Source organism: Pseudomonas sp. CCC4.1 (assembly GCF_035019225.1).
In the GTDB taxonomy this organism is placed as follows: domain Bacteria; phylum Pseudomonadota; class Gammaproteobacteria; order Pseudomonadales; family Pseudomonadaceae; genus Aquipseudomonas; species Aquipseudomonas bubulae.
Map to the genome: position 1 here is coordinate 1 of NZ_JASJWL010000004.1, position 19,173 is coordinate 19,173.

Consider the following 19,173-nt stretch of genomic DNA (forward strand, 5'->3'; position numbering starts at 1 on the left):
GGCAAGCCTTTTTGGTTACTTTTTCGGCGTCTGGAAAAAGTGACTCGCTGTAAGAGCGAAACCAATATCCCAGTTAGGCACGAATGCCGGATATGTACTCAACACACCAGTCAAACAAGATCAAACAGCCGTAAACCCTGAGAACCTGGTGTAACTGACACAACCCATTGCCTGATTTTGCGACGACTTCGCCCCTCGTCAGCGGCTACGGACATCCCTTCCGGTAACAACCCGCCGCATACACCTGCAACTGCGGATAAAACGCCCGAAAATCCTCGCTCAGAGGTTCATACAACGCCTTCAAGTCCTGCATCGCCCCGGCCAGTTCCTCGGGGCGCGACAAGCGCCGGGCTATACCATTGAACACCTGCTCCAGCACGGCAAAATCCCGATACGAACCCAACCAGTCATGGGCCGCCATATGCGGCGCAATCGTGGCAAGCCGCCGTGGCAGCTGTTGTTCGGCCACCAGCACCCGGTAAAAATCCGCGGTAAAACGTTCCAGCGGTCCGTCGGCATACTGCCCCCAGTCCCGCGCCAGGCAATGGTCAAAAAACACATCGAGGACAATACCCGCATACCGCCGGCGAGTATGGGCAAATCGCGACAACGACTGATCAACCAGGGGGTGGTTGTCAGTAAAGACATCAATGCTGCGGTGCAGCGCTATACCGTGTTCAATGTCCGCGCTGTATTGGCCATGCAGCCGCCCTTTGACAAAATCGCCATAAAGACTGCCCAGCATTTCTTCCGGGCGCTGACCGCCAAGGTGCAGATGTGCGAGATAATTCATGGGCGCAGTTTAGCACTGCCACACCAATATCGTTATAACCCGATATATCGATTTGAGCTGATCTAAGATCGAAATCATATTTGTATATCGCGATATAACGATTTAAAGTTCGCCTCATCGCGATATAACGTTGTACCCAATGAGCACTGCAACCATGACGATCGACCTCGACGAAATAATAAAAGCCCTGGCACACCCAGTACGCCGAGAAATTCTCAACGCTCTGAAAAACCCTGATGCCTCGTTCCCTGACCAGGTTCACTCCACCGAACATGGTGTGTGTGCCGGGCAGTTTGATCAGCTCTGCGGCCTGTCGCAGTCCACGGTTTCTGCCCATCTCGCAACGCTGCAGCGAGCGGGCCTGATTACCAGCCAAAAACACGGTCAGTGGCACTTTTTCAAACGTAATGAGGAAACCATCAAGGTCTTCCTCGAAAAAATCAGCCAAGAGCTTTAAAAGGACTTCCATGCCCCTCTCGCTACTCATTCTGGCGCTCAGCGCTTTCGCCATCGGGACCACCGAGTTTGTGATCATGGGCTTGCTGCCTGATGTCGCAACCGACCTTGGTGTATCCATTCCCGGTGCCGGCTGGCTGGTAACCGGCTACGCGCTGGGTGTAGCCATCGGTGCGCCGTTTATGGCGCTGGCCACGGCCAGGTTGCCGCGCAAGGCCGCCCTGGTAGCGTTGATGGTGATATTCATCATCGGCAACCTGCTCTGTGCCCTGGCCAGTGATTACAACGTGCTGATGTTTGCCCGTGTTGTCACTGCCCTGTGCCACGGCGCGTTCTTCGGTATTGGTTCGGTCGTGGCCGCAGGCCTGGTACCTGCCAACAAGCGCGCGTCTGCCGTGGCCCTGATGTTTACCGGCCTGACCCTGGCCAACGTGCTCGGCGTTCCCCTGGGCACTGCTCTGGGCCAGGCAGCAGGATGGCGCTCGACGTTTTTTGCCGTCACCGTGATCGGTGTCGTGGCATTGATCGGCCTGATCCGCTTTCTGCCAGCCAAGCGTGACGAGGAAAAACTCGACATGCGTGCCGAACTGGCCGCGCTCAAAGGCGCAGGCATCTGGCTGTCGCTGAGCATGACTGCGCTGTTTTCCGCGTCGATGTTCACCCTGTTCACTTATGTCGCGCCCCTGCTCGGTGATGTCACCGGCGTTTCGCCAAGCGGCGTGACCTGGACTCTGCTGCTGATCGGCCTTGGCCTGACGGTGGGCAATATCATCGGTGGCAAGCTGGCGGACAAACGCCTGGCCGCAACGCTGATCGGTGTGTTTATCGCGATGGCGGTGATGTCCACCGTACTGACCTGGACCAGCGTCGCGGTGATCCCGACTGAAATCACCCTGTTTTTGTGGGCTGCGGCTTCATTCGCTGCCGTACCGGCGCTGCAAATCAATGTCGTGACCTTCGGCAAGGCTGCCCCGAACCTGGTTTCAACCCTGAATATCGGCGCATTCAACGTCGGCAATGCACTCGGCGCCTGGGTTGGCGGCAGTGTCATCGCCCACGGCTTCGGCCTCACCAGCGTTCCACTGGCCGCTGCCGCACTGGCAATACTGGCACTGCTGGTGACGCTGATCACTTTCCGCCAGGGCGGCAATTCCGAACTGGCTACTGCTACTAACTGATCCTTGAGAGGGCTGCATAAATGACGACGATTTTCGATCCGATCAAGTTGGGCGACCTCGAACTGCCCAACCGCATCATCATGGCTCCGCTGACCCGCTGCCGCGCCAGCGAAGGTCGGGTACCTAATGCCCTGATGGCTGAATACTACGTTCAACGCGCCTCTGCCGGCCTGATCCTGAGCGAGGCCACATCGGTCACGCCTATGGGCGTCGGCTACCCTGACACTCCGGGCATCTGGGCCGACGACCAGGTACGCGGCTGGACCAACATCACCCGGGCCGTACACGCCGCCGGTGGCCGGATTGCGCTGCAGTTGTGGCATGTAGGCCGCATCTCGCATCCGATGTACCTGAACGGTGAAACGCCGGTTGCACCCAGCGCCATTGCGGCCAAGGGCCATGTTAGCCTGGTGCGCCCGAAGGTTGATTTCCCGACGCCTCGCGCGCTGGAAACTGCCGAGATCGCCGATATTGTCGAGGCCTACCGCACAGGCGCAGAAAACGCCAAGGCTGCCGGTTTTGATGGCGTCGAGATCCATGGTGCAAATGGCTACCTGCTCGACCAGTTCCTGCAAAGCAGCACCAACAAACGTACCGACCAGTACGGCGGCAGCATAGAGAACCGTGCGCGCCTGTTGCTGGAAGTTACCGACGCCGCCATTGAAGTCTGGGGTGCCGGCCGGGTTGGCGTGCATTTGTCGCCACGGGCCGACCTGCACGACATGGGCGATGAAAACCTGGCCGAAACCTTTGGTTATGTCGCCCGCGAACTGGGCAAGCGCGGTATTGCCTACATCTGTGCGCGCGAGCATGAAGCTGCCGACAGCCTGGGCCCGCAACTCAAGCAAGCCTTCGGTGGCCCGTACATCGTCAATGAGAGCTTCACCAAAGACAGTGCCAATGCCTGGCTGGCAGCAGGCAAGGCCGATGCCGTCGCATTCGGCGTGCCGTTTATCGCCAACCCTGATCTGCCCGCACGCTTGAAGGCCGATGCGCCGCTGAATGAGGCGCACCCGGAAACCTTCTACGTCAATGGCGCAGTGGGCTATATCGACTATCCAGTACTCTAAGTACTGAGCCTGGCACGGCCAGGTGACTGCACCACGCAAAACGCCCGAGACCAATGGCCTTGGGCGTTTTGCTATAACCGTTTAAACATCACCGCCCGGACCTTTTTTGCGGGCAAAAAAAAGGGGCGGTTTGACCCGCCCACATTTTTTCCCTAGTCCCTTTTGTTCCTTCTCATCATCCTGATGAATCGCTTCCCGCGATGTCCGTCTGCGTTCTTCCTTGAGCGCCGTATCGATCCGTCGATACAGTTCAAATACTAGAGTTTTATAGGATTGCTGCAAGCGCGGATGTTATGAGTATTTATTACACAAACTGCCCAACTAAAAATATAAATACGTTATATTTCAATGACTTATGAGTTAAGCACTGTTACACAAAGGCGTTTGCCCTTTATTGCCAAGCCCTTGGCTTACGTAAAAAGTAAGTAAAGGCTTACAGCAAGCCACAGGCAATAACCTATCTCGTCCGTGACATTCCATTTCAAAGCCGATTAAATAAACAATTAGTTCAAGTTTGTATAACAACAAGGTCCATATTGTTGTCAAATTCGCACTACCGGGCATCACTCAAAACAAACACCCACAAAAAACCCCGATTAGTTCGGGGTTTTTTGTCAGCCGTTCGCGGATTACTGGAACAGCGACTCGCTCGACAGGCCGTTGCGTTCAAGAATTTCTCGCAAGCGCTTGAGCCCTTCAACCTGGATCTGGCGCACACGCTCACGGGTCAGGCCAATTTCCAGCCCTACATCCTCAAGAGTGCTGCTCTCATGGCCACGCAGCCCGAAACGGCGAATCACCACTTCACGCTGCTTGTCTGTGAGCTCGGACAACCACTGATCGATACTTTGCGACAAGTCATCGTCCTGAAGCAGCTCACAAGGGTCTGTGGGCCTGTCATCCGTCAGGGTATCAAGCAGGGTTTTGTCAGAGTCCGGCCCCAAAGACACGTCTACCGAAGACACGCGTTCATTAAGCCCAAGCATGCGCTTGACCTCGGCGACCGGTTTTTCGAGCAGATTGGCGATTTCTTCAGGAGAGGGTTCGTGATCGAGCTTTTGCGTGAGTTCGCGCGCGGCTCGCAGGTAGACGTTCAGCTCTTTTACAACGTGGATCGGCAAACGGATGGTGCGGGTCTGGTTCATGATCGCCCGTTCAATCGTTTGGCGTATCCACCAGGTGGCGTAGGTCGAGAAGCGAAACCCTCGTTCGGGATCGAATTTCTCGACAGCCCGGATCAGGCCCAGGTTGCCTTCTTCGATCAGGTCAAGCAATGACAAACCACGGTTGACGTAACGTCGGGCAATTTTCACCACCAGCCGCAGGTTGCTTTCTATCATTCGCTTGCGCCCGGCCGGGTCGCCGCTTTGCGACAAACGCGCAAAATGGACTTCTTCTGCCGGAGAGAGTAACGGGGAAAAGCCGATTTCATTGAGGTACAACTGGGTCGCATCAAGGGCCCGCGTGTAGTCAATGTACTTGTGCTGTTTTGTAGCAGCTGCTTTTTTGGACTTGGTTCTAGCTGTAGGGGGCGAATCGTCTTCTTCTGACATCAAGTCGCTATCGATGCTGGAGTCCATAAGGAGCACCTCATCGTCGATGTCAAACCCCGGCGCTTCTTTGTTGAGAGCCATTGCAATAGTCCTTTGTTGAGTTCGACCTCAAGCTCAAGCCTCGCCTTAATCCCTGGCAACGCTGGAGCCTGTTCCTTATCCACATCAGGAACAGGCTGGTAACCGATCAACGGCGAGGAAGGAATTGCAATGGATCTACAGGTTTACCTTGGCGGCGAATCTCAAAGTGAAGTTTCACCCGGTCTGTACCAGTTGACCCCATTTCGGCAATTGTCTGTCCGACCTTGACCTGCTGCCCCTCCCGAACCAAAAGCCTGCGGTTGTGACCGTAGGCACTGACGTAGGTATCACTGTGTTTGATGATGATCAGTTCGCCGTAGCCCCTCAATCCACTGCCAGCGTATACAACCGAACCATCAGACGCAGCTAAAACAGGCTGTCCCAAATCGCCGGCGATATCAATACCTTTATTCAAACTACCGTTTGAAGAGAATTTTCCGATCAAAATGCCATTTGAGGGCCATCCCCACCCCTTGGGAGCAGGGCCTGCCGGCATCGGGGCAACCGCTGCGGGGGCACTTGCAGCCGTGGCGGAACGCTTGATAACCGTGGTTTTGCTGCCCGAAGAGGATGACACAACGGTGGTGGTCGAGCCGCCTGCAGGCTGGGTGCCTGAGCGCCCGTCAAAGCGGATGACCTGGCCCGGGACGATGGTGAACGGGGCGGCAATATTGTTGCGTGCAGCCAGGGCCTTCCAGTCCCACCCATAACGAAAGGCAATCGAGAACAAAGTGTCGCCGCGACGCACCGCGTATTGCCCGGTGGTCACGGCCGGGCGCTGGGCCACGCCGTTACGGTCAACGACATTCACGCCATTTTTGGGGGTGCTGGAGCACGCTGCCAACAAAGCCAGTGTGGTACTCAGAAATAGACCGACCACCAGTCTCTGAAAGCTTTTGCTGCTCTTACGCTGCGCAATGACTGTGAGACTCACCCGCCGCTCCCTTTGAAGATGGCTAAATAGTAAAACGCCAGTACTGGCCATGGTTTGCAGCAAGTATAACTGGCTATAGGGCTTTTACAGACTGTAAAGCCGATTGATAAACACAGCGTATAAAACATACACACATACCGGGCAGAGCCCGGGTGATGGGCTTTATGACCCGTACCCTGCCCCAAAATTCACCCGATACGTACAAAGACTCAGGCCAGCGGCCCGTTGAGCAGCGGCACAAAGCGTACATTACCGATCACCCGCCGGGCGAAACCGTGCTCTTCGCGCACGATCAACATCAATTGCTGCATCTCGCCGGCACCCACCGGGATCACCAGGCGCCCGCCAGGGGCCAGTTGGTCGAGCAGTGCCTGCGGCACATCAGTGGCTACAGCGGTGACGATAATGCCGTTGTAAGGCGCCAGCGCAGGCCAGCCCTCCCACCCATCGCCCCAGCGGAACACCACATTGCGCAGGTTGAGCTCAAGCAATCGTTCCTTGGCCCGGTCCTGCAGCACCTTGATGCGCTCGACCGAAAAAATCCGCTCGACCAGCTGCGACAGCACGGCGGTCTGGTACCCCGAACCGGTGCCGATCTCCATGACCTTGTCCAGCGGCCCGTCCTCAAGCAACAGCTCGCTCATGCGCGCCACCATGTAAGGCTGGGAGATGGTCTGGTTATTGCCGATCGGCAGCGCCGTATCTTCGTACGCCCTGTGCGCCAGGGCTTCATCCACAAACAGATGACGTGGCGTGCGGCGAATGACCTCGAGCACGTTCTGGTTAACGATGCCCTCTTCACGCAGGCGCTGAATCAGCCGCTCACGGGTGCGCTCAGAGGTCATGCCAATGCCGCGGTGCATCATGCCATCCTGCTCGCGCGCCATCAGCCCATGCCCTCCAGCCAGTCATTGAGGCTGTTGAAACCATCACCAAAGGTGCGATCCAGTTGCAGCGGCGTGATCGATACATAACCCTGCATCACGGCATGGAAGTCCGTGCCCGGGCCACCGTCTTCGACATCGCCTGCCGCAGCAATCCAGTAACCTGCCTTGCCGCGCGGATCAACCACCCGTACCGGTGCAGCAGCACGGGCACGATGGCCGAGACGGGTGAGTTGAATGCCACGAATCTTCGCCAACGGCAGGTTGGGAATGTTCACATTGAGGACCGTACGCGGCGGCAAGTTCAGCGATGCGTGGGCTTCAAGCAGCTTGCGGGCAAAAAACGCCGCCGTCGGCAGGTTGTCCACCTGGCGGGAGACCAACGAAAAGGCAAAAGAAGGACGATCCAGGAAGCGGCCCTCGAGTGCCGCCGCCACAGTGCCCGAGTACAACACGTCATCACCCAGGTTGGCACCCAGGTTGATGCCCGACACCACCATGTCCGGCTGCTGCTCGAGCAAGCCGTGAATAGCCAGATGCACGCAATCGGTAGGTGTACCGTTGATGCTGATAAAGCCATTGGCCAGGGTATGAGGATGCAGGGGACGGTCCAGCGTCAGCGAACTGCTGGCGCCACTTTTGTCCTGCTCGGGGGCAACTACCACGCACTCGGCGTAGTCGGCCAGCGCACCATAAAGCGCGGCCAGGCCCGGAGCTGTTACCCCGTCATCGTTTGAAATCAGAATACGCATAAGGTGTCCGCTTGATCCAACGTCACCAGATCAACAAGCTCGCGCACCAGAACAGTGGCGAAGCATCCTGGCGGCAGAACAAATTCCAGTTGCAGAATGTCAGGCTGAGGATAATGCCACGTCAACCGGCCAATGGGCAGTCGCAGGATGCGTCGCTCATGGCTCATGCCGGCGCGTACCAGCCAGTCACGCAAGTCGGCTTCACGCTCTGCAATTGACTGCTCCAGCGCGTGGGTGGCGCCAGTGGTCGGTGATTCGCCCTCGCCCCACTGCGGGCCGGTGGGGTGCAGATCGAGAATGGCCAGGCGCGGGTCGCTGCATTCAGCCTCGCCCGCCGGGAAAAAGCTGCGGCTGTCGGTAAAAGCCAGTAAATCGCCAACTTGCGCCCGTTGCCAGCTGCCATCGGCCACCCGTGCGGCCAGCACCTGATTGAACAGATAGCTGCGCGCGGTGGACAGCAGCCGCGAACGAACGTTGCGCTGCTCAGGCAAGGCCTTGCGCGCCGCATAATCACGGGCTTCGCCCAGATTGCCGCCCTGCCAGCCAAAGCGCTGGCTACCGAAATAGTTCGGTACACCCTGCTTGGCGATCAGTTGCAGGCGTTGCTCCAGCGCGTCCTTGTCGGCGTTCAGTTGCGTCAGGCGCAAGGTGAAACCATTGGCCGCATGGGCTCCACGCTGCAATTTGCGCTTGTGTCGCGAGGTCTTGAGAATCTTCAGCGTGTCGTTTTCGGCGCCCGACAGATCAGGGTCTGCCTTGCCCGGCAGTTGCACGCTGAACCACTGGCGGGTCAATGCCTGGCGGTCCTTGAGGCCTGCATAGCTGACGGTGCGCAGTGGCACGCCTGCCGCCTTGGCAAGGCGCCGGGCCGCCTCCTCGGTATTCAGGCCGCGCTTCTCGACCCACAACCACAGGTGTTCACCATCTCCGGACAGCGGTATATCAAGCACTTCGTCGACTTGAAAATCTTCAGCCGTGGCCTTGAGCACAGCCGTGCCCAATGCCTCGCCATAAGCGAGCGGGCCCAGCAGATCGAACTCGTTCATGAGCGAACCAACAAGGCAATGGAATGCACTGCGATGCCTTCTTCACGCCCAACGAAGCCGAGCTTCTCGGTGGTCGTGGCCTTTACGTTTACCTGGTCCAAATCAACCTCTAGATCCGCGGCAATCAGCGCACGCATCGTTTCAATATGCGGCGCCATTTTTGGTGCCTGGGCAATGATGGTGTTGTCGACATTGCCGACTTTCCAGCCCTTGGCATGGATCAGACCGACGACATGACGCAACAGAACGCGACTGTCAGCGCCCTTGAAGGTCGGATCGGTGTCCGGGAAATGCTTGCCGATATCGCCAAGCGCTGCAGCGCCCAGCAAGGCGTCGCTCAGGGCGTGCAACAGCACATCGCCATCAGAGTGGGCCAACAGCCCGAATTTATGGGAGATCCGCACGCCGCCCAACGTAATGAAATCGCCTTCAGCGAAACAGTGCACATCATAGCCGTGGCCAATACGCATAAAAAAACGCCCCGATTAAGTCAGGGCGTGATTCTACCTACTATTAAGCACTTAGTGCGCTTGCGTGGTGACGCAAGTGGTCGTCAATAAAGCTGGCGATGAAGAAATAGCTATGGTCGTAGCCCGGTTGCAAACGCAAGGTCAGCGGGTAATCGGCTAGCCTGGCGGCCTGTTGCAGCACTTCAGGCTTGAGCTGAACAGCCAGGAAGTCATCGCGATCTCCCTGATCGACCAGCAACGGCAGCCTTTCACTGGCCTCGCCAATCAGCACACTGGCATCCCACTCACGCCAGCGCGCCCGCTCTTCTCCCAGGTAATGGGAGAATGCCTTTTGCCCCCACGGGCAATCCGTCGGATTGCTGATGGGCGCAAACGCCGACACCGACAGGTAACGCCCCGGATTACGCAACGCGCAAACCAATGCCCCGTGCCCACCCATCGAGTGTCCGCTGATGCCACGCTTTTGCGAAGCCGGGAAATGCGCTTCGACCAGAGCCGGCAATTCCTGCACCACATAATCGTGCATCTGATAGTGCTGGGCCCACGGCTGCTGAGTGGCATTCAGATAGAACCCTGCACCCAGGCCGAAATCCCACGCCCCCTGCGGGTCATCGGGCACGCCTTCGCCACGGGGGCTGGTGTCCGGTGCGACGATGATAAGGCCCAATTCGGCAGCCATCTTCATAGCCCCGGCCTTGTGCATGAAGTTTTCGTCGGTACAGGTCAAACCCGACAACCAATACACTACAGGCAGCTTTGCGCCCTGCTCCGCCTGCGGCGGCAAGTACACGGCAAACACCATGTCGCAGCCCAGCACTTCGGACCGGTGCTTGTAACGCTTGTGCCAACCGCCAAAGCTCTTCTGGCAGGAAATGTTCTCAAGAGACATGGGCAACTCCAGACCACAAGACAAACACCCCCCTGTGGGAGCAAGCCCGCTCCCACAGGTATTTTATGGCGTTCGACTTGCCGCAGTTATTTAGAAATGGATGACAGTGCGGATGCTTTTGCCTTCATGCATCAGGTCAAAAGCCTTATTGATATCTTCCAGGCCCATGGTGTGGGTGATGAAAGTATCCAGCGGGATCTCGCCGCTTTGTGCCATATCTACATAGCTTGGCAATTCGCTGCGGCCGCGCACGCCACCAAATGCCGAACCGCGCCAGACGCGACCGGTCACCAGCTGGAACGGACGGGTGGAAATTTCCTGCCCCGCACCTGCCACGCCAATAATCACCGACTCGCCCCATCCCTTGTGGCAGCACTCCAGTGCCGCACGCATCAACTGCACATTGCCGATGCACTCAAAGGAAAAATCGACACCGCCATCGGTCATATCGACTATCACTTCCTGAATCGGGCGATCGAAGTCTTTCGGGTTCACGCAATCAGTAGCACCCAGCTGTCGGGCGATTTCAAACTTGGCCGGGTTGATATCAATGGCAATGATCCGCGCCGCCTTCGCTTTCACCGCACCGATTACCGCAGACAGGCCAATACCGCCCAGACCGAAGATGGCCACGGTGTCGCCCGGCTTGACCTTGGCCGTGTTCAGCACCGCGCCGATCCCGGTCGTCACGCCGCAACCCAGCAGACACACTTTCTCCAGAGGAGCGTCCTTCTGAATTTTTGCGACCGAAATCTCAGGGAGCACGGTGTATTCGGAAAAGGTCGAAGTGCCCATGTAGTGGAAAATCGGCTGACCTTTGTAGGAGAAGCGCGTAGTGCCATCAGGCATCAAGCCCTTGCCCTGGGTGGCACGAATGGCCTGACACAGGTTGGTCTTGCCCGACAGGCAGAATTTGCACTTGCCACATTCAGGGGTGTACAGCGGGATGACATGATCGCCGACCGCAACCGAGGTCACGCCTTCGCCGATGGCTTCAACGATGGCACCGCCTTCATGGCCCAGGATCGACGGGAAGATGCCTTCCGGGTCTGCGCCCGACAAGGTGTAGGCATCGGTATGGCAAACACCCGAGGCCACAACCCGCAGCAGCACTTCGCCAGCCTTAGGCATGGCAACGTCTACTTCCACGATTTCCAGCGGCTTTTTGGCTTCGAACGCAACGGCGGCACGTGACTTGATCATCGATCGTCTCCAGCAAAGTAAAAACAAGACGCAGAGTGTAAATCAGCGCCAGGTGATTAATAATCCAGGCAAAAGCAAAACATTATTGCCATGCAGGGATAATCAACCATGAATGAGAACCGCTGGGAAGGTATAGACGAATTTGTCGCTGTGGCCGAATGTGGCCAATTCACAGCGGCGGCCGAACGTCTTGGCGTCTCTTCATCCCATATCAGCCGCCAGGTAGCGCGACTTGAAGAGCGATTGCAGACCCGCCTGTTTTATCGCAGTACCCGCAAGGTGACGCTGACCGAAGCCGGTCAAACTTTTTTGCAGCATTGCCAGCGCCTGCAAGACGGACGTGAAGAAGCACTGCGTGCCATCGGTGATCTGGCCAGCGAACCCAAGGGCATGTTGCGCATGACCTGTGCCGTGGCCTATGGCGAACGTTTTATCGTGCCGCTGGTTACGCGCTTTATGGGGCTGTACCCGCAATTGCGGGTGGACATCGAACTGAGCAACCGGCCATTGGACCTGGTGCATGAAAGCCTGGATCTGGCGATCCGCCTGGGGCGCTTGCAGGACTCAAGACTGGTAGCCACTCGCCTGGCTCCCAGGCGCATGTATATGTGCGCCTCGCCCTCCTATCTGGAACGTTACGGGCGCCCCCATAGCCTGTCGGAATTGAGCCGGCACAATTGTCTGATTGGCAGTTCAGATCTATGGCAATTGCAGCAGGACGGCCGCGAATTTTCGCAACGGGTGCAAGGGAACTGGCGATGCAACAGTGGGCAGGCTGTACTGGATGCTGCGTTACAGGGTGTAGGGATTTGTCAGTTGCCGGACTATTACGTGCTGGAGCACTTGAAGACCGGGACGCTGGTGTCGTTGCTCGACACCCACCAGCCACCCAACACCGCCGTCTGGGCGCTGTACCCGCAACAGCGGCACTTGTCGCCCAAGGTCAGAAAGCTGGTTGATTACTTGAAGGAGGGGTTGGCCAGGCGGGAGGAATATCAGGAGAGGGAGCAGTAGTTTTTAACAGTGGGAGCGGGCTTGCTTGCGATGCAGACGACTCGGTCTGTCAGGCAAATTCAGCTGATACCATCGCGAGCAAGCCCGCTCCCACAAGAACCTCAGCAGGTTCTGATCAGCGCTTGGCCCAACGCAAACGCAACCACTCAAGGTCTTCGGGGCGGGTGACCTTGATGTTGTCCGAACGCCCTTCGATCAAACGCGGCGCCAGACCTGCCCACTCCATCGCTGAAGATTCATCGGTGATGGTTGCATCGGCCACCAGACTGTCAGCCAAAGCACGATGCAACGCCCCCAAGCGGAACATCTGCGGCGTATAGGCCTGCCAGATCAAGCTGCGATCCACGGTTTCAACCGCACGCCCCTGCTTGTCCACCCGTTTGAGCGTGTCCCGCGCTGGAACGGCTAACAAACCACCTACAGGGTCGTCAGCCAATTCACTCAGCAGCTTGTTAAGGTCTTCCCGAGACAGGTTGGGCCTCGCGGCATCATGCACCAACACCCAATCGTCATCTGCCGCGCCCTGCGCATGCAGGTGCAACAACGCGTTGAGTACCGAGTCGGCGCGCTCACGCCCGCCGTCTACCCGTACAACCCGAGGGTCGGCAGCACAAGGCAAGGACGGCCAGAAAGGATCATCAAAAGCGACACTGACCACCAGCCCCTTCAGGCCCGGGTGGTCGAGGAAACAGCTGATGCTGTGTTCCAGAATACTGCGTCCGCCCAACTGCAAATATTGTTTGGGACGGTCCGCGGCCATACGGGCACCTACACCCGCGGCAGGAATCACGGCCCAGAAGGCCGGTGACAAATGACTCATTGGGCCAACTGATAGAGGGTTTCACCCTCTTTGATCATGCCCAACTCATGGCGAGCACGTTCTTCAACGGTCTCCATGCCTTTTTTCAGCTCCAGCACTTCCGCATCCAGCACGCGGTTGCGCTCAAGCAGGATTTCGTTTTCAGCACGTTGATCGGCTATTTGCTGGGTCAGGTCAGTAACCTGCGCCAAACTGCCATTACCCACCCACAGGCGATACTGCAGGCCTGCCAGCAGCAAGAGCAAGATTAGAAACAACCAATTGGGACTGCGCATCGAATATCAGGTATCCAGTGAAAAGACAGCCATGCCGACAAACGTAAACAACGAATAATACAAAGCCTGGACGAACCAGGCTTGTATACAGAAGCATCAGATTAGTGTCAAAAGACCCGACTTGGCGAGCTTTCCGACACTACCTGCTGACTTTTTACCATTAAGTACTCAGCCGCGAAACTCGCCACGGCCGTTGTACTTGGCTTTTGCACCCAGTTGCTCTTCGATACGCAGCAATTGGTTGTACTTGGAAACGCGATCGGAACGGCACAGCGAGCCGGTCTTGATCTGGCCAGCGGCGGTACCCACGGCCAGGTCGGCAATGGTGGAATCTTCGGTTTCGCCGGAGCGGTGCGAGATCACAGCCGTGTAACCTGCAGCCTTGGCCATCTGGATGGCTTCCAGGGTTTCGGTCAGGGTGCCGATCTGGTTGAACTTGATCAGGATCGAGTTGGCGATGCTCTTGTCGATGCCTTCTTTCAGGATCTTGGTGTTGGTAACGAACAGGTCGTCGCCTACCAGCTGTACTTTCTCACCGATTTTGTCGGTCAGAATTTTCCAGCCATCCCAGTCAGACTCGTCCAGACCGTCTTCGATGGAGATGATCGGGTAACGCTGGGTCAGACCTTTGAGGTATTCAGCAAAACCTTCGGAGCTGAACACTTGGCCTTCGCCCGACAGGTTGTACTTGCCGTCTTCGTAGAATTCGCTGGCCGCGCAGTCCAGCGCCAGGGTCACGTCGGTGCCCAGGGTGTAACCGGCATTGGCGATGGCTTCGGAAATGACTTTCAGAGCATCTTCGTTGGACGCCAGGTTAGGTGCGAAACCGCCTTCGTCGCCCACTGCGGTGTTCAGGCCACGGGCCTTGAGCACTGCTTTGAGGTGATGGAAGATTTCGGTGCCCATGCGCAGCGCGTCGGAAAAGGTCTTGGCGCCAACCGGCTGAACCATGAACTCTTGAATGTCGACGTTGTTATCGGCGTGCTCGCCACCGTTGATGATGTTCATCATCGGAACCGGCATCGAGTAAACACCCGGAGTACCGTTCAGGTTGGCGATGTGTGCGTACAGCGGCAGGTCCTGGTCCTGGGCAGCAGCTTTGGCAGCAGCCAAAGACACGGCCAGGATGGCGTTGGCGCCCAGGGAGCCTTTGTTCTCAGTACCGTCCAGCGCGATCATCGCGTGGTCCAGCGCCTTTTGGTCAACCGGGTCTTTACCCAGCAGCAAATCACGAATCGGGCCGTTGATGTTGGCAACGGCTTTCAGCACGCCTTTGCCCAGGTAACGGCTTTTGTCGCCATCACGCAGTTCCAGCGCTTCACGGGAACCGGTGGAAGCACCGGACGGCGCGCAAGCGCTGCCGATGATGCCGTTGTCGAGAAGCACGTCCGCTTCCACAGTGGGATTGCCACGGGAGTCGAGAACTTCACGACCTTTGATGTCGACGATCTTTGCCATTGTTGTAAATACTCCAAAGTTGACGAAAACGACGCAGCTGAGGGAAATATTGTTATCGGCGGCAAGGGTCAAATAGCGGGCAGCCTTGCGGGCGATAAGGCTCGGGCCCTGAGGCCCGAGAAATCGTGCGGTACTTTACCGGAGAAACGAGGGTTACGCGGTTTCTATTGTCGGAAAACTTTTAACCAACTCATCCAGCGACTTCAGCTGAGCCAGGAATGGCTCCAGCTTGTCCAGGCGCAAGGCACAAGGGCCGTCGCACTTGGCGTTGTCAGGATCCGGGTGTGCTTCCAGGAACAGACCGGCCAGGCTCTGGCTGATACCAGCCTTGGCCAGGTCGGTTACCTGGGCACGACGACCACCGGCAGAGTCCGAGCGACCGCCAGGCATTTGCAGCGCATGGGTCACGTCGAAAAACACCGGGTATTCGAACTGCTTCATGATGCCGAAGCCCAGCATGTCGACAACAAGGTTGTTGTAGCCAAAGCTGGAGCCACGTTCGCAGAGGATCAACTGATCATTGCCCGCTTCTTCGCATTTGCTCAGGATGTGTTTCATTTCCTGAGGCGCAAGGAACTGGGCTTTTTTGATGTTGATCACGGCGCCGGTCTTGGCCATGGCCACGACCAGGTCAGTTTGACGCGACAGGAAAGCCGGCAACTGGATGATGTCGCAGACCTCGGCGACCACGGCCGCTTGCGCAGGCTCGTGGACGTCGGTAATCAGCGGCACACCGAAGGCGGCCTTGATGTCCTGAAAAATCCGCATGCCTTCTTCGAGGCCTGGGCCACGGTAAGAGCTGACAGATGAACGATTGGCCTTGTCGAAACTGGCCTTGAACACGTAAGGAATACCAAGCTTTTCGGTGACCCGTACGTACTCTTCGCACACCTGCATGGCCATATCACGGCTTTCCAGCACGTTCATGCCACCGAACAAGACCATTGGCTTGTCGTTGGCAATTTCGATATTGCCTACACGGATAATCTTTTGCGCCATTCTGATTACGCCTTCTTCTCGTGTTGCGCCAGTGCAGCTTTGACGAAACCGGTGAACAATGGATGGCCATCACGTGGCGTGGAGGTGAACTCCGGGTGGAACTGGCAAGCGACAAACCAAGGATGATCCGGAGCTTCAACCACTTCTACCAACGCGCCGTCACCGGAACGACCGGTCACTTTCAGGCCTGCTTCGGTCAGTTGCGGCAGCAGGTTATTGTTCACTTCATAGCGATGACGATGACGTTCAACAATCACGTCCTTGGCATAGCAATCGTGAACCAGGGAACCGGCTTGCAGCTGGCAATCCTGCGCGCCCAGACGCATGGTGCCGCCCAGGTCGGAAGTTTCGGTACGGGTTTCGACTGCACCGGTGGCGTCTTCCCACTCGGTGATCAGACCGACAACCGGATGGCCGCTGCTGCGATCGAATTCGGTGGAGTTGGCGTCTTTCCAGCCCAGCACATTACGTGCGAACTCGATAACCGCTACTTGCATGCCCAGGCAGATACCCAGGTATGGCACCTTGTTCTCGCGTGCATATTGAACGGCAGTGATCTTGCCTTCGACGCCGCGCAGACCGAAGCCGCCCGGAACCAGAATGGCATCACAGCCTTCAAGCAGCTCGGTGCCTTTGTTTTCGATGTCTTCGGAGTCGATATAGCGCAGGTTGACCTTGGTACGGTTGGAAATACCGGCGTGGCTCATCGCTTCGATCAGCGATTTGTACGCGTCCAGCAGTTCCATGTACTTGCCGACCATCGCGATGGTGACTTCGTGCTCCGGGTTCAGCTTGGCGTCGACGACCTTGTCCCATTCGGACAGGTCGGCGCTGTTGCATTCCAGGCCAAAGCGCTCAACGACGAAATCATCCAGGCCCTGAGCGTGCAGCATGCCCGGGATCTTGTAGATGGTGTCGGCGTCTTCCAGCGAAATGACAGCACGTTCCTCAACGTTGGTGAACAGCGCGATCTTGCGACGCGAAGACACATCAACGTGGTGATCGGAGCGGCAGATCAGTACGTCTGGCTGCAGGCCGATGGAACGCAGCTCTTTAACCGAGTGCTGTGTAGGTTTGGTTTTCGTTTCGCCAGCGGTGGCAATGTACGGAACCAGAGTCAGGTGCATCAGCATGGCGCGCTTGGCGCCCACTTCGATGCGCAGCTGACGGATAGCTTCGAGGAACGGTTGCGACTCAATGTCACCCACAGTGCCGCCAATCTCAACCATCGCTACGTCGGCATCGCCGGCGCCCTTGATGATCCGACGTTTGATTTCGTCGGTGATGTGCGGAATTACCTGAATGGTTGCACCCAGGTAATCACCACGGCGCTCCTTGCGCAGGACGTGTTCGTAAACGCGGCCCGTGGTGAAGTTGTTGTTCTGGGTCATGGTCGTGCGGATAAACCGCTCGTAATGGCCCAAGTCCAGGTCGGTTTCGGCGCCGTCGTGCGTGACGAACACTTCACCGTGCTGGAACGGGCTCATGGTGCCCGGATCAACGTTGATGTAGGGGTCCAGCTTCAGCATGGTGACCTTAAGTCCCCGCGCCTCCAGGATGGCTGCCAATGAAGCCGAGGCAATGCCTTTCCCCAATGAAGAAACAACACCGCCCGTGACGAAGATGTAGCGCGTCATGAAAAACCCTAGAAGTCTGCGTTAAAGCGGTCAGAGCCGCCGGGGAAAGCGAAGGAAGGCCGAAGCCCCCAATCACCAGCATTAGTCACAGTGCACCTTTCGAAAAACTGCTGCGTTGAAACAGACCGATGGAAACCACCGGTTCGATGCAAGCCACACATTTTTTTAAAATCGCCCAGCAAAGACTGCTTGGTAATCGGCAACATCTGCAATTCTGGTGAATCCACAGAAGTTGTATCAAGAAGGGAGCGTAGTCTACCGGAAACCCCCTTTCAGCTCAAACCTTGATCGCTCGAAGTTGGCAGCCACTGCAATTTCCAGCGCCCACAGGGGCTGGAGTCCAGTCCAGGGAGGTTTGCCACGGCCAATAACTGCTCATTGCGGTACAGAAGCGGCAATCTGCCACGGGCAAACAACGGAACACCTCGCTCGTTGAGCAGCCGCTTGAGATCACGATGACCGCGCTGTGCCTGCGCCATCACTTCGCCCCCTAGACGATAGCTCACTTGCAAAGGGCCATCCGGGATATCCCCGACAAAATGCACACGACCATTACCCGGCAGCGCCAGGGCCTGATCAGGACAGGGCCACAACACCGGGGCGATCGGTTGGTGCAACCATTCGCCGGCCAGCCACCAGATACGTCCACCGGCACGATGCAACTCGCCGTCTGCGAGCTTCCACACCGGCTGCGCATCGATGCGGGCATCCCGCAGGGCATCCCACCCCGCCCAATGGTCGGTGTCCGGCAATGACGTGAAGGCTGACAGCCAGTGACGCAAGGCATTGCGCTGACGGGCAGGTGACAGGCCGGCGATGGCGGTCAGTTCCAGGGAGGGCAAGCCAAGCCAGGCAAACTCGCTGGTAGAGCCCGCAGCGTGCAAATCCTGCTGGGCCAGTTCATCCAGCAAACCCTGCGCCTCGGCACAGTGCGCTGCGCTGCGGGCCATGCTGGCAGCCGCCTGGGGCCAGCGCCGAGCGAGGACCGGAAGGACTTCATGGCGCAGGAAGTTGCGGGAAAAGTCTGTCTGGCTATTGGACGGATCTTCAATCCAGCTCAGCCCTTGTGCTCGGGCATATGACTCAAGCTGGGCGCGGGACACGTCCAGCAAAGGCCGGCACAGATGTCCTGCGCCCAGGCGACGCTGGCGCGGCATGCCCGCCAGGCCGCCGACCCCCGCCCCGCGCAACAGGCGAAACAACAGGGTTTCAGCCTGGTCATCGCGATGCTGCCCGAGCAGCAGCACCTCCCCGGCACCGCTGATCGCCGCAAACGCCTGATAGCGCGCATCCCGCGCTGCACGCTCGACACTTGCGCCCGCCTGCACCTGCACGGCAATCACCTGCAAGGGCACTCCAAGCCCCTTACACAGTGCCTGACAATGGGCTGGCCACGCATCGGCCGCCGCCTGTAGGCCATGATGCACATGGACAGCGGTGATAGGCGGTAATGAGTGGGTTTTACGTAATTGAACGAGAAGGTGCAGCAGAACGGTGGAATCGAGTCCGCCGGAGAGCGCGACGTGCCAGGCCTTGGCGTTGCGCCAGGGGCCGAGGGCTTGCAGAAGTAGAGTTGACATGTCAGCCATTAAAAGCCCCTCACCCTAGCCCTCTCCCGGAGGGAGAGGGGACTGACCGCACGCGGTAGCGAGAACACCACC

The 19,173-nt window shown here is 57.7% G+C and carries 19 protein-coding genes; 4 read left to right on the forward strand and 15 right to left on the reverse strand.

Features of this window, described 5'->3' with window-relative positions:
• Positions 1–205 precede the first annotated feature (205 nt).
• The gene (locus tag QN377_RS02675; RefSeq protein ID WP_322212490.1) at positions 206–793 is read right to left on the reverse strand and encodes an ACP phosphodiesterase; all 588 of its coding nucleotides are present in this window, start codon (positions 791–793) and stop codon (positions 206–208) included.
• Between the two features lie 154 nt (positions 794–947).
• Here QN377_RS02675 and QN377_RS02680 point away from each other — a divergent pair, with 154 nt between their 5' ends.
• The 3 genes from QN377_RS02680 to QN377_RS02690 are packed head-to-tail and all read left to right on the forward strand — an operon-like array spanning position 948 to position 3,497.
• The gene (locus QN377_RS02680; RefSeq protein WP_095001333.1) at positions 948–1,250 is read left to right on the forward strand and encodes an ArsR/SmtB family transcription factor; all 303 of its coding nucleotides are present in this window, start codon (positions 948–950) and stop codon (positions 1,248–1,250) included.
• Positions 1,251–1,260: 10 nt separating this feature from the next.
• The gene (locus QN377_RS02685) at positions 1,261–2,427 is read left to right on the forward strand and encodes an MFS transporter (protein ID WP_095001332.1); all 1,167 of its coding nucleotides are present in this window, start codon (positions 1,261–1,263) and stop codon (positions 2,425–2,427) included.
• Between the two features lie 20 nt (positions 2,428–2,447).
• Positions 2,448–3,497 (forward strand): alkene reductase, encoded by a 1,050-nt coding sequence (locus tag QN377_RS02690; RefSeq protein WP_095001331.1) that lies wholly within the window; start codon positions 2,448–2,450, stop codon positions 3,495–3,497.
• A gap of 629 nt (positions 3,498–4,126) precedes the next feature.
• Here QN377_RS02690 and rpoS read toward each other — a convergent pair.
• From rpoS to QN377_RS02730, 8 genes are all read right to left on the reverse strand, one after another.
• Positions 4,127–5,131 carry an RNA polymerase sigma factor RpoS gene (gene rpoS, locus QN377_RS02695; protein ID WP_095001330.1) on the reverse strand — a complete coding sequence of 335 codons (1,005 nt, stop codon included), beginning with the start codon at positions 5,129–5,131 and terminating at the stop codon, positions 4,127–4,129.
• A gap of 106 nt (positions 5,132–5,237) precedes the next feature.
• Positions 5,238–6,065, reverse strand: coding sequence for a peptidoglycan DD-metalloendopeptidase family protein (locus QN377_RS02700; RefSeq protein WP_095001329.1), 828 nt, complete (start codon positions 6,063–6,065; stop codon positions 5,238–5,240).
• 209 nt (positions 6,066–6,274) lie between these two features.
• A complete protein-coding gene (locus QN377_RS02705) occupies positions 6,275–6,910 on the reverse strand; it encodes a protein-L-isoaspartate(D-aspartate) O-methyltransferase (protein WP_169916772.1) in 636 nt (211 codons plus the stop codon).
• Positions 6,911–6,951: 41 nt separating this feature from the next.
• Entirely contained in the window at positions 6,952–7,701 is a 750-nt protein-coding gene (gene surE, locus QN377_RS02710) for a 5'/3'-nucleotidase SurE (RefSeq protein ID WP_095001327.1), read from the reverse strand.
• Positions 7,689–8,747, reverse strand: a complete 1,059-nt coding sequence (truD, locus tag QN377_RS02715) for a tRNA pseudouridine(13) synthase TruD (RefSeq protein WP_095001326.1) — start codon at positions 8,745–8,747, stop codon at positions 7,689–7,691. The genes surE and truD overlap by 13 nt, the downstream gene beginning before the upstream one ends.
• Complete coding sequence (gene ispF, locus QN377_RS02720) at positions 8,744–9,217, reverse strand: 2-C-methyl-D-erythritol 2,4-cyclodiphosphate synthase (protein WP_095001325.1); 474 nt, start codon at positions 9,215–9,217, stop codon at positions 8,744–8,746. Before ispF ends, truD begins: the two co-directional genes overlap by 4 nt.
• 43 nt (positions 9,218–9,260) lie before the next feature.
• Positions 9,261–10,112 (reverse strand): S-formylglutathione hydrolase, encoded by an 852-nt coding sequence (gene fghA / locus QN377_RS02725; protein ID WP_176464271.1) that lies wholly within the window; start codon positions 10,110–10,112, stop codon positions 9,261–9,263.
• Positions 10,113–10,196: 84 nt separating this feature from the next.
• On the reverse strand, positions 10,197–11,309 hold the full coding sequence (locus QN377_RS02730; protein WP_016782003.1) for an S-(hydroxymethyl)glutathione dehydrogenase/class III alcohol dehydrogenase: 1,113 nt from the start codon (positions 11,307–11,309) through the stop codon (positions 10,197–10,199).
• Between the two features lie 108 nt (positions 11,310–11,417).
• On the opposite strand from QN377_RS02730, the gene QN377_RS02735 reads away from it, so the two are divergent.
• Positions 11,418–12,323: a LysR substrate-binding domain-containing protein gene (locus tag QN377_RS02735; RefSeq protein ID WP_095001323.1), complete on the forward strand. Its 906-nt coding sequence runs from the start codon at positions 11,418–11,420 to the stop codon at positions 12,321–12,323.
• 115 nt (positions 12,324–12,438) lie between these two features.
• Here the strand turns inward: QN377_RS02735 and ispD are convergent, their stop codons facing one another.
• The 6 genes from ispD to tilS all read right to left on the reverse strand — a co-directional run bounded on the left by ispD (position 12,439) and on the right by tilS (position 19,101).
• A complete protein-coding gene (ispD, locus tag QN377_RS02740; RefSeq protein ID WP_095001322.1) occupies positions 12,439–13,143 on the reverse strand; it encodes a 2-C-methyl-D-erythritol 4-phosphate cytidylyltransferase in 705 nt (234 codons plus the stop codon).
• The gene (ftsB, locus tag QN377_RS02745; protein WP_016782000.1) at positions 13,140–13,418 is read right to left on the reverse strand and encodes a cell division protein FtsB; all 279 of its coding nucleotides are present in this window, start codon (positions 13,416–13,418) and stop codon (positions 13,140–13,142) included. The genes ispD and ftsB overlap by 4 nt, the downstream gene beginning before the upstream one ends.
• Positions 13,419–13,586: 168 nt before the next feature.
• Positions 13,587–14,876 (reverse strand): phosphopyruvate hydratase, encoded by a 1,290-nt coding sequence (gene eno, locus QN377_RS02750; RefSeq protein ID WP_095001321.1) that lies wholly within the window; start codon positions 14,874–14,876, stop codon positions 13,587–13,589.
• Between the two features lie 153 nt (positions 14,877–15,029).
• On the reverse strand, positions 15,030–15,875 hold the full coding sequence (gene kdsA / locus QN377_RS02755; RefSeq protein WP_016781998.1) for a 3-deoxy-8-phosphooctulonate synthase: 846 nt from the start codon (positions 15,873–15,875) through the stop codon (positions 15,030–15,032).
• A gap of 5 nt (positions 15,876–15,880) precedes the next feature.
• The gene (locus QN377_RS02760) at positions 15,881–17,512 is read right to left on the reverse strand and encodes a CTP synthase (RefSeq protein ID WP_029611550.1); all 1,632 of its coding nucleotides are present in this window, start codon (positions 17,510–17,512) and stop codon (positions 15,881–15,883) included.
• A 272-nt stretch (positions 17,513–17,784) separates the two neighbouring features.
• Positions 17,785–19,101 (reverse strand): tRNA lysidine(34) synthetase TilS, encoded by a 1,317-nt coding sequence (gene tilS, locus QN377_RS02765; RefSeq protein WP_095018169.1) that lies wholly within the window; start codon positions 19,099–19,101, stop codon positions 17,785–17,787.
• Positions 19,102–19,173 lie beyond the last annotated feature (72 nt).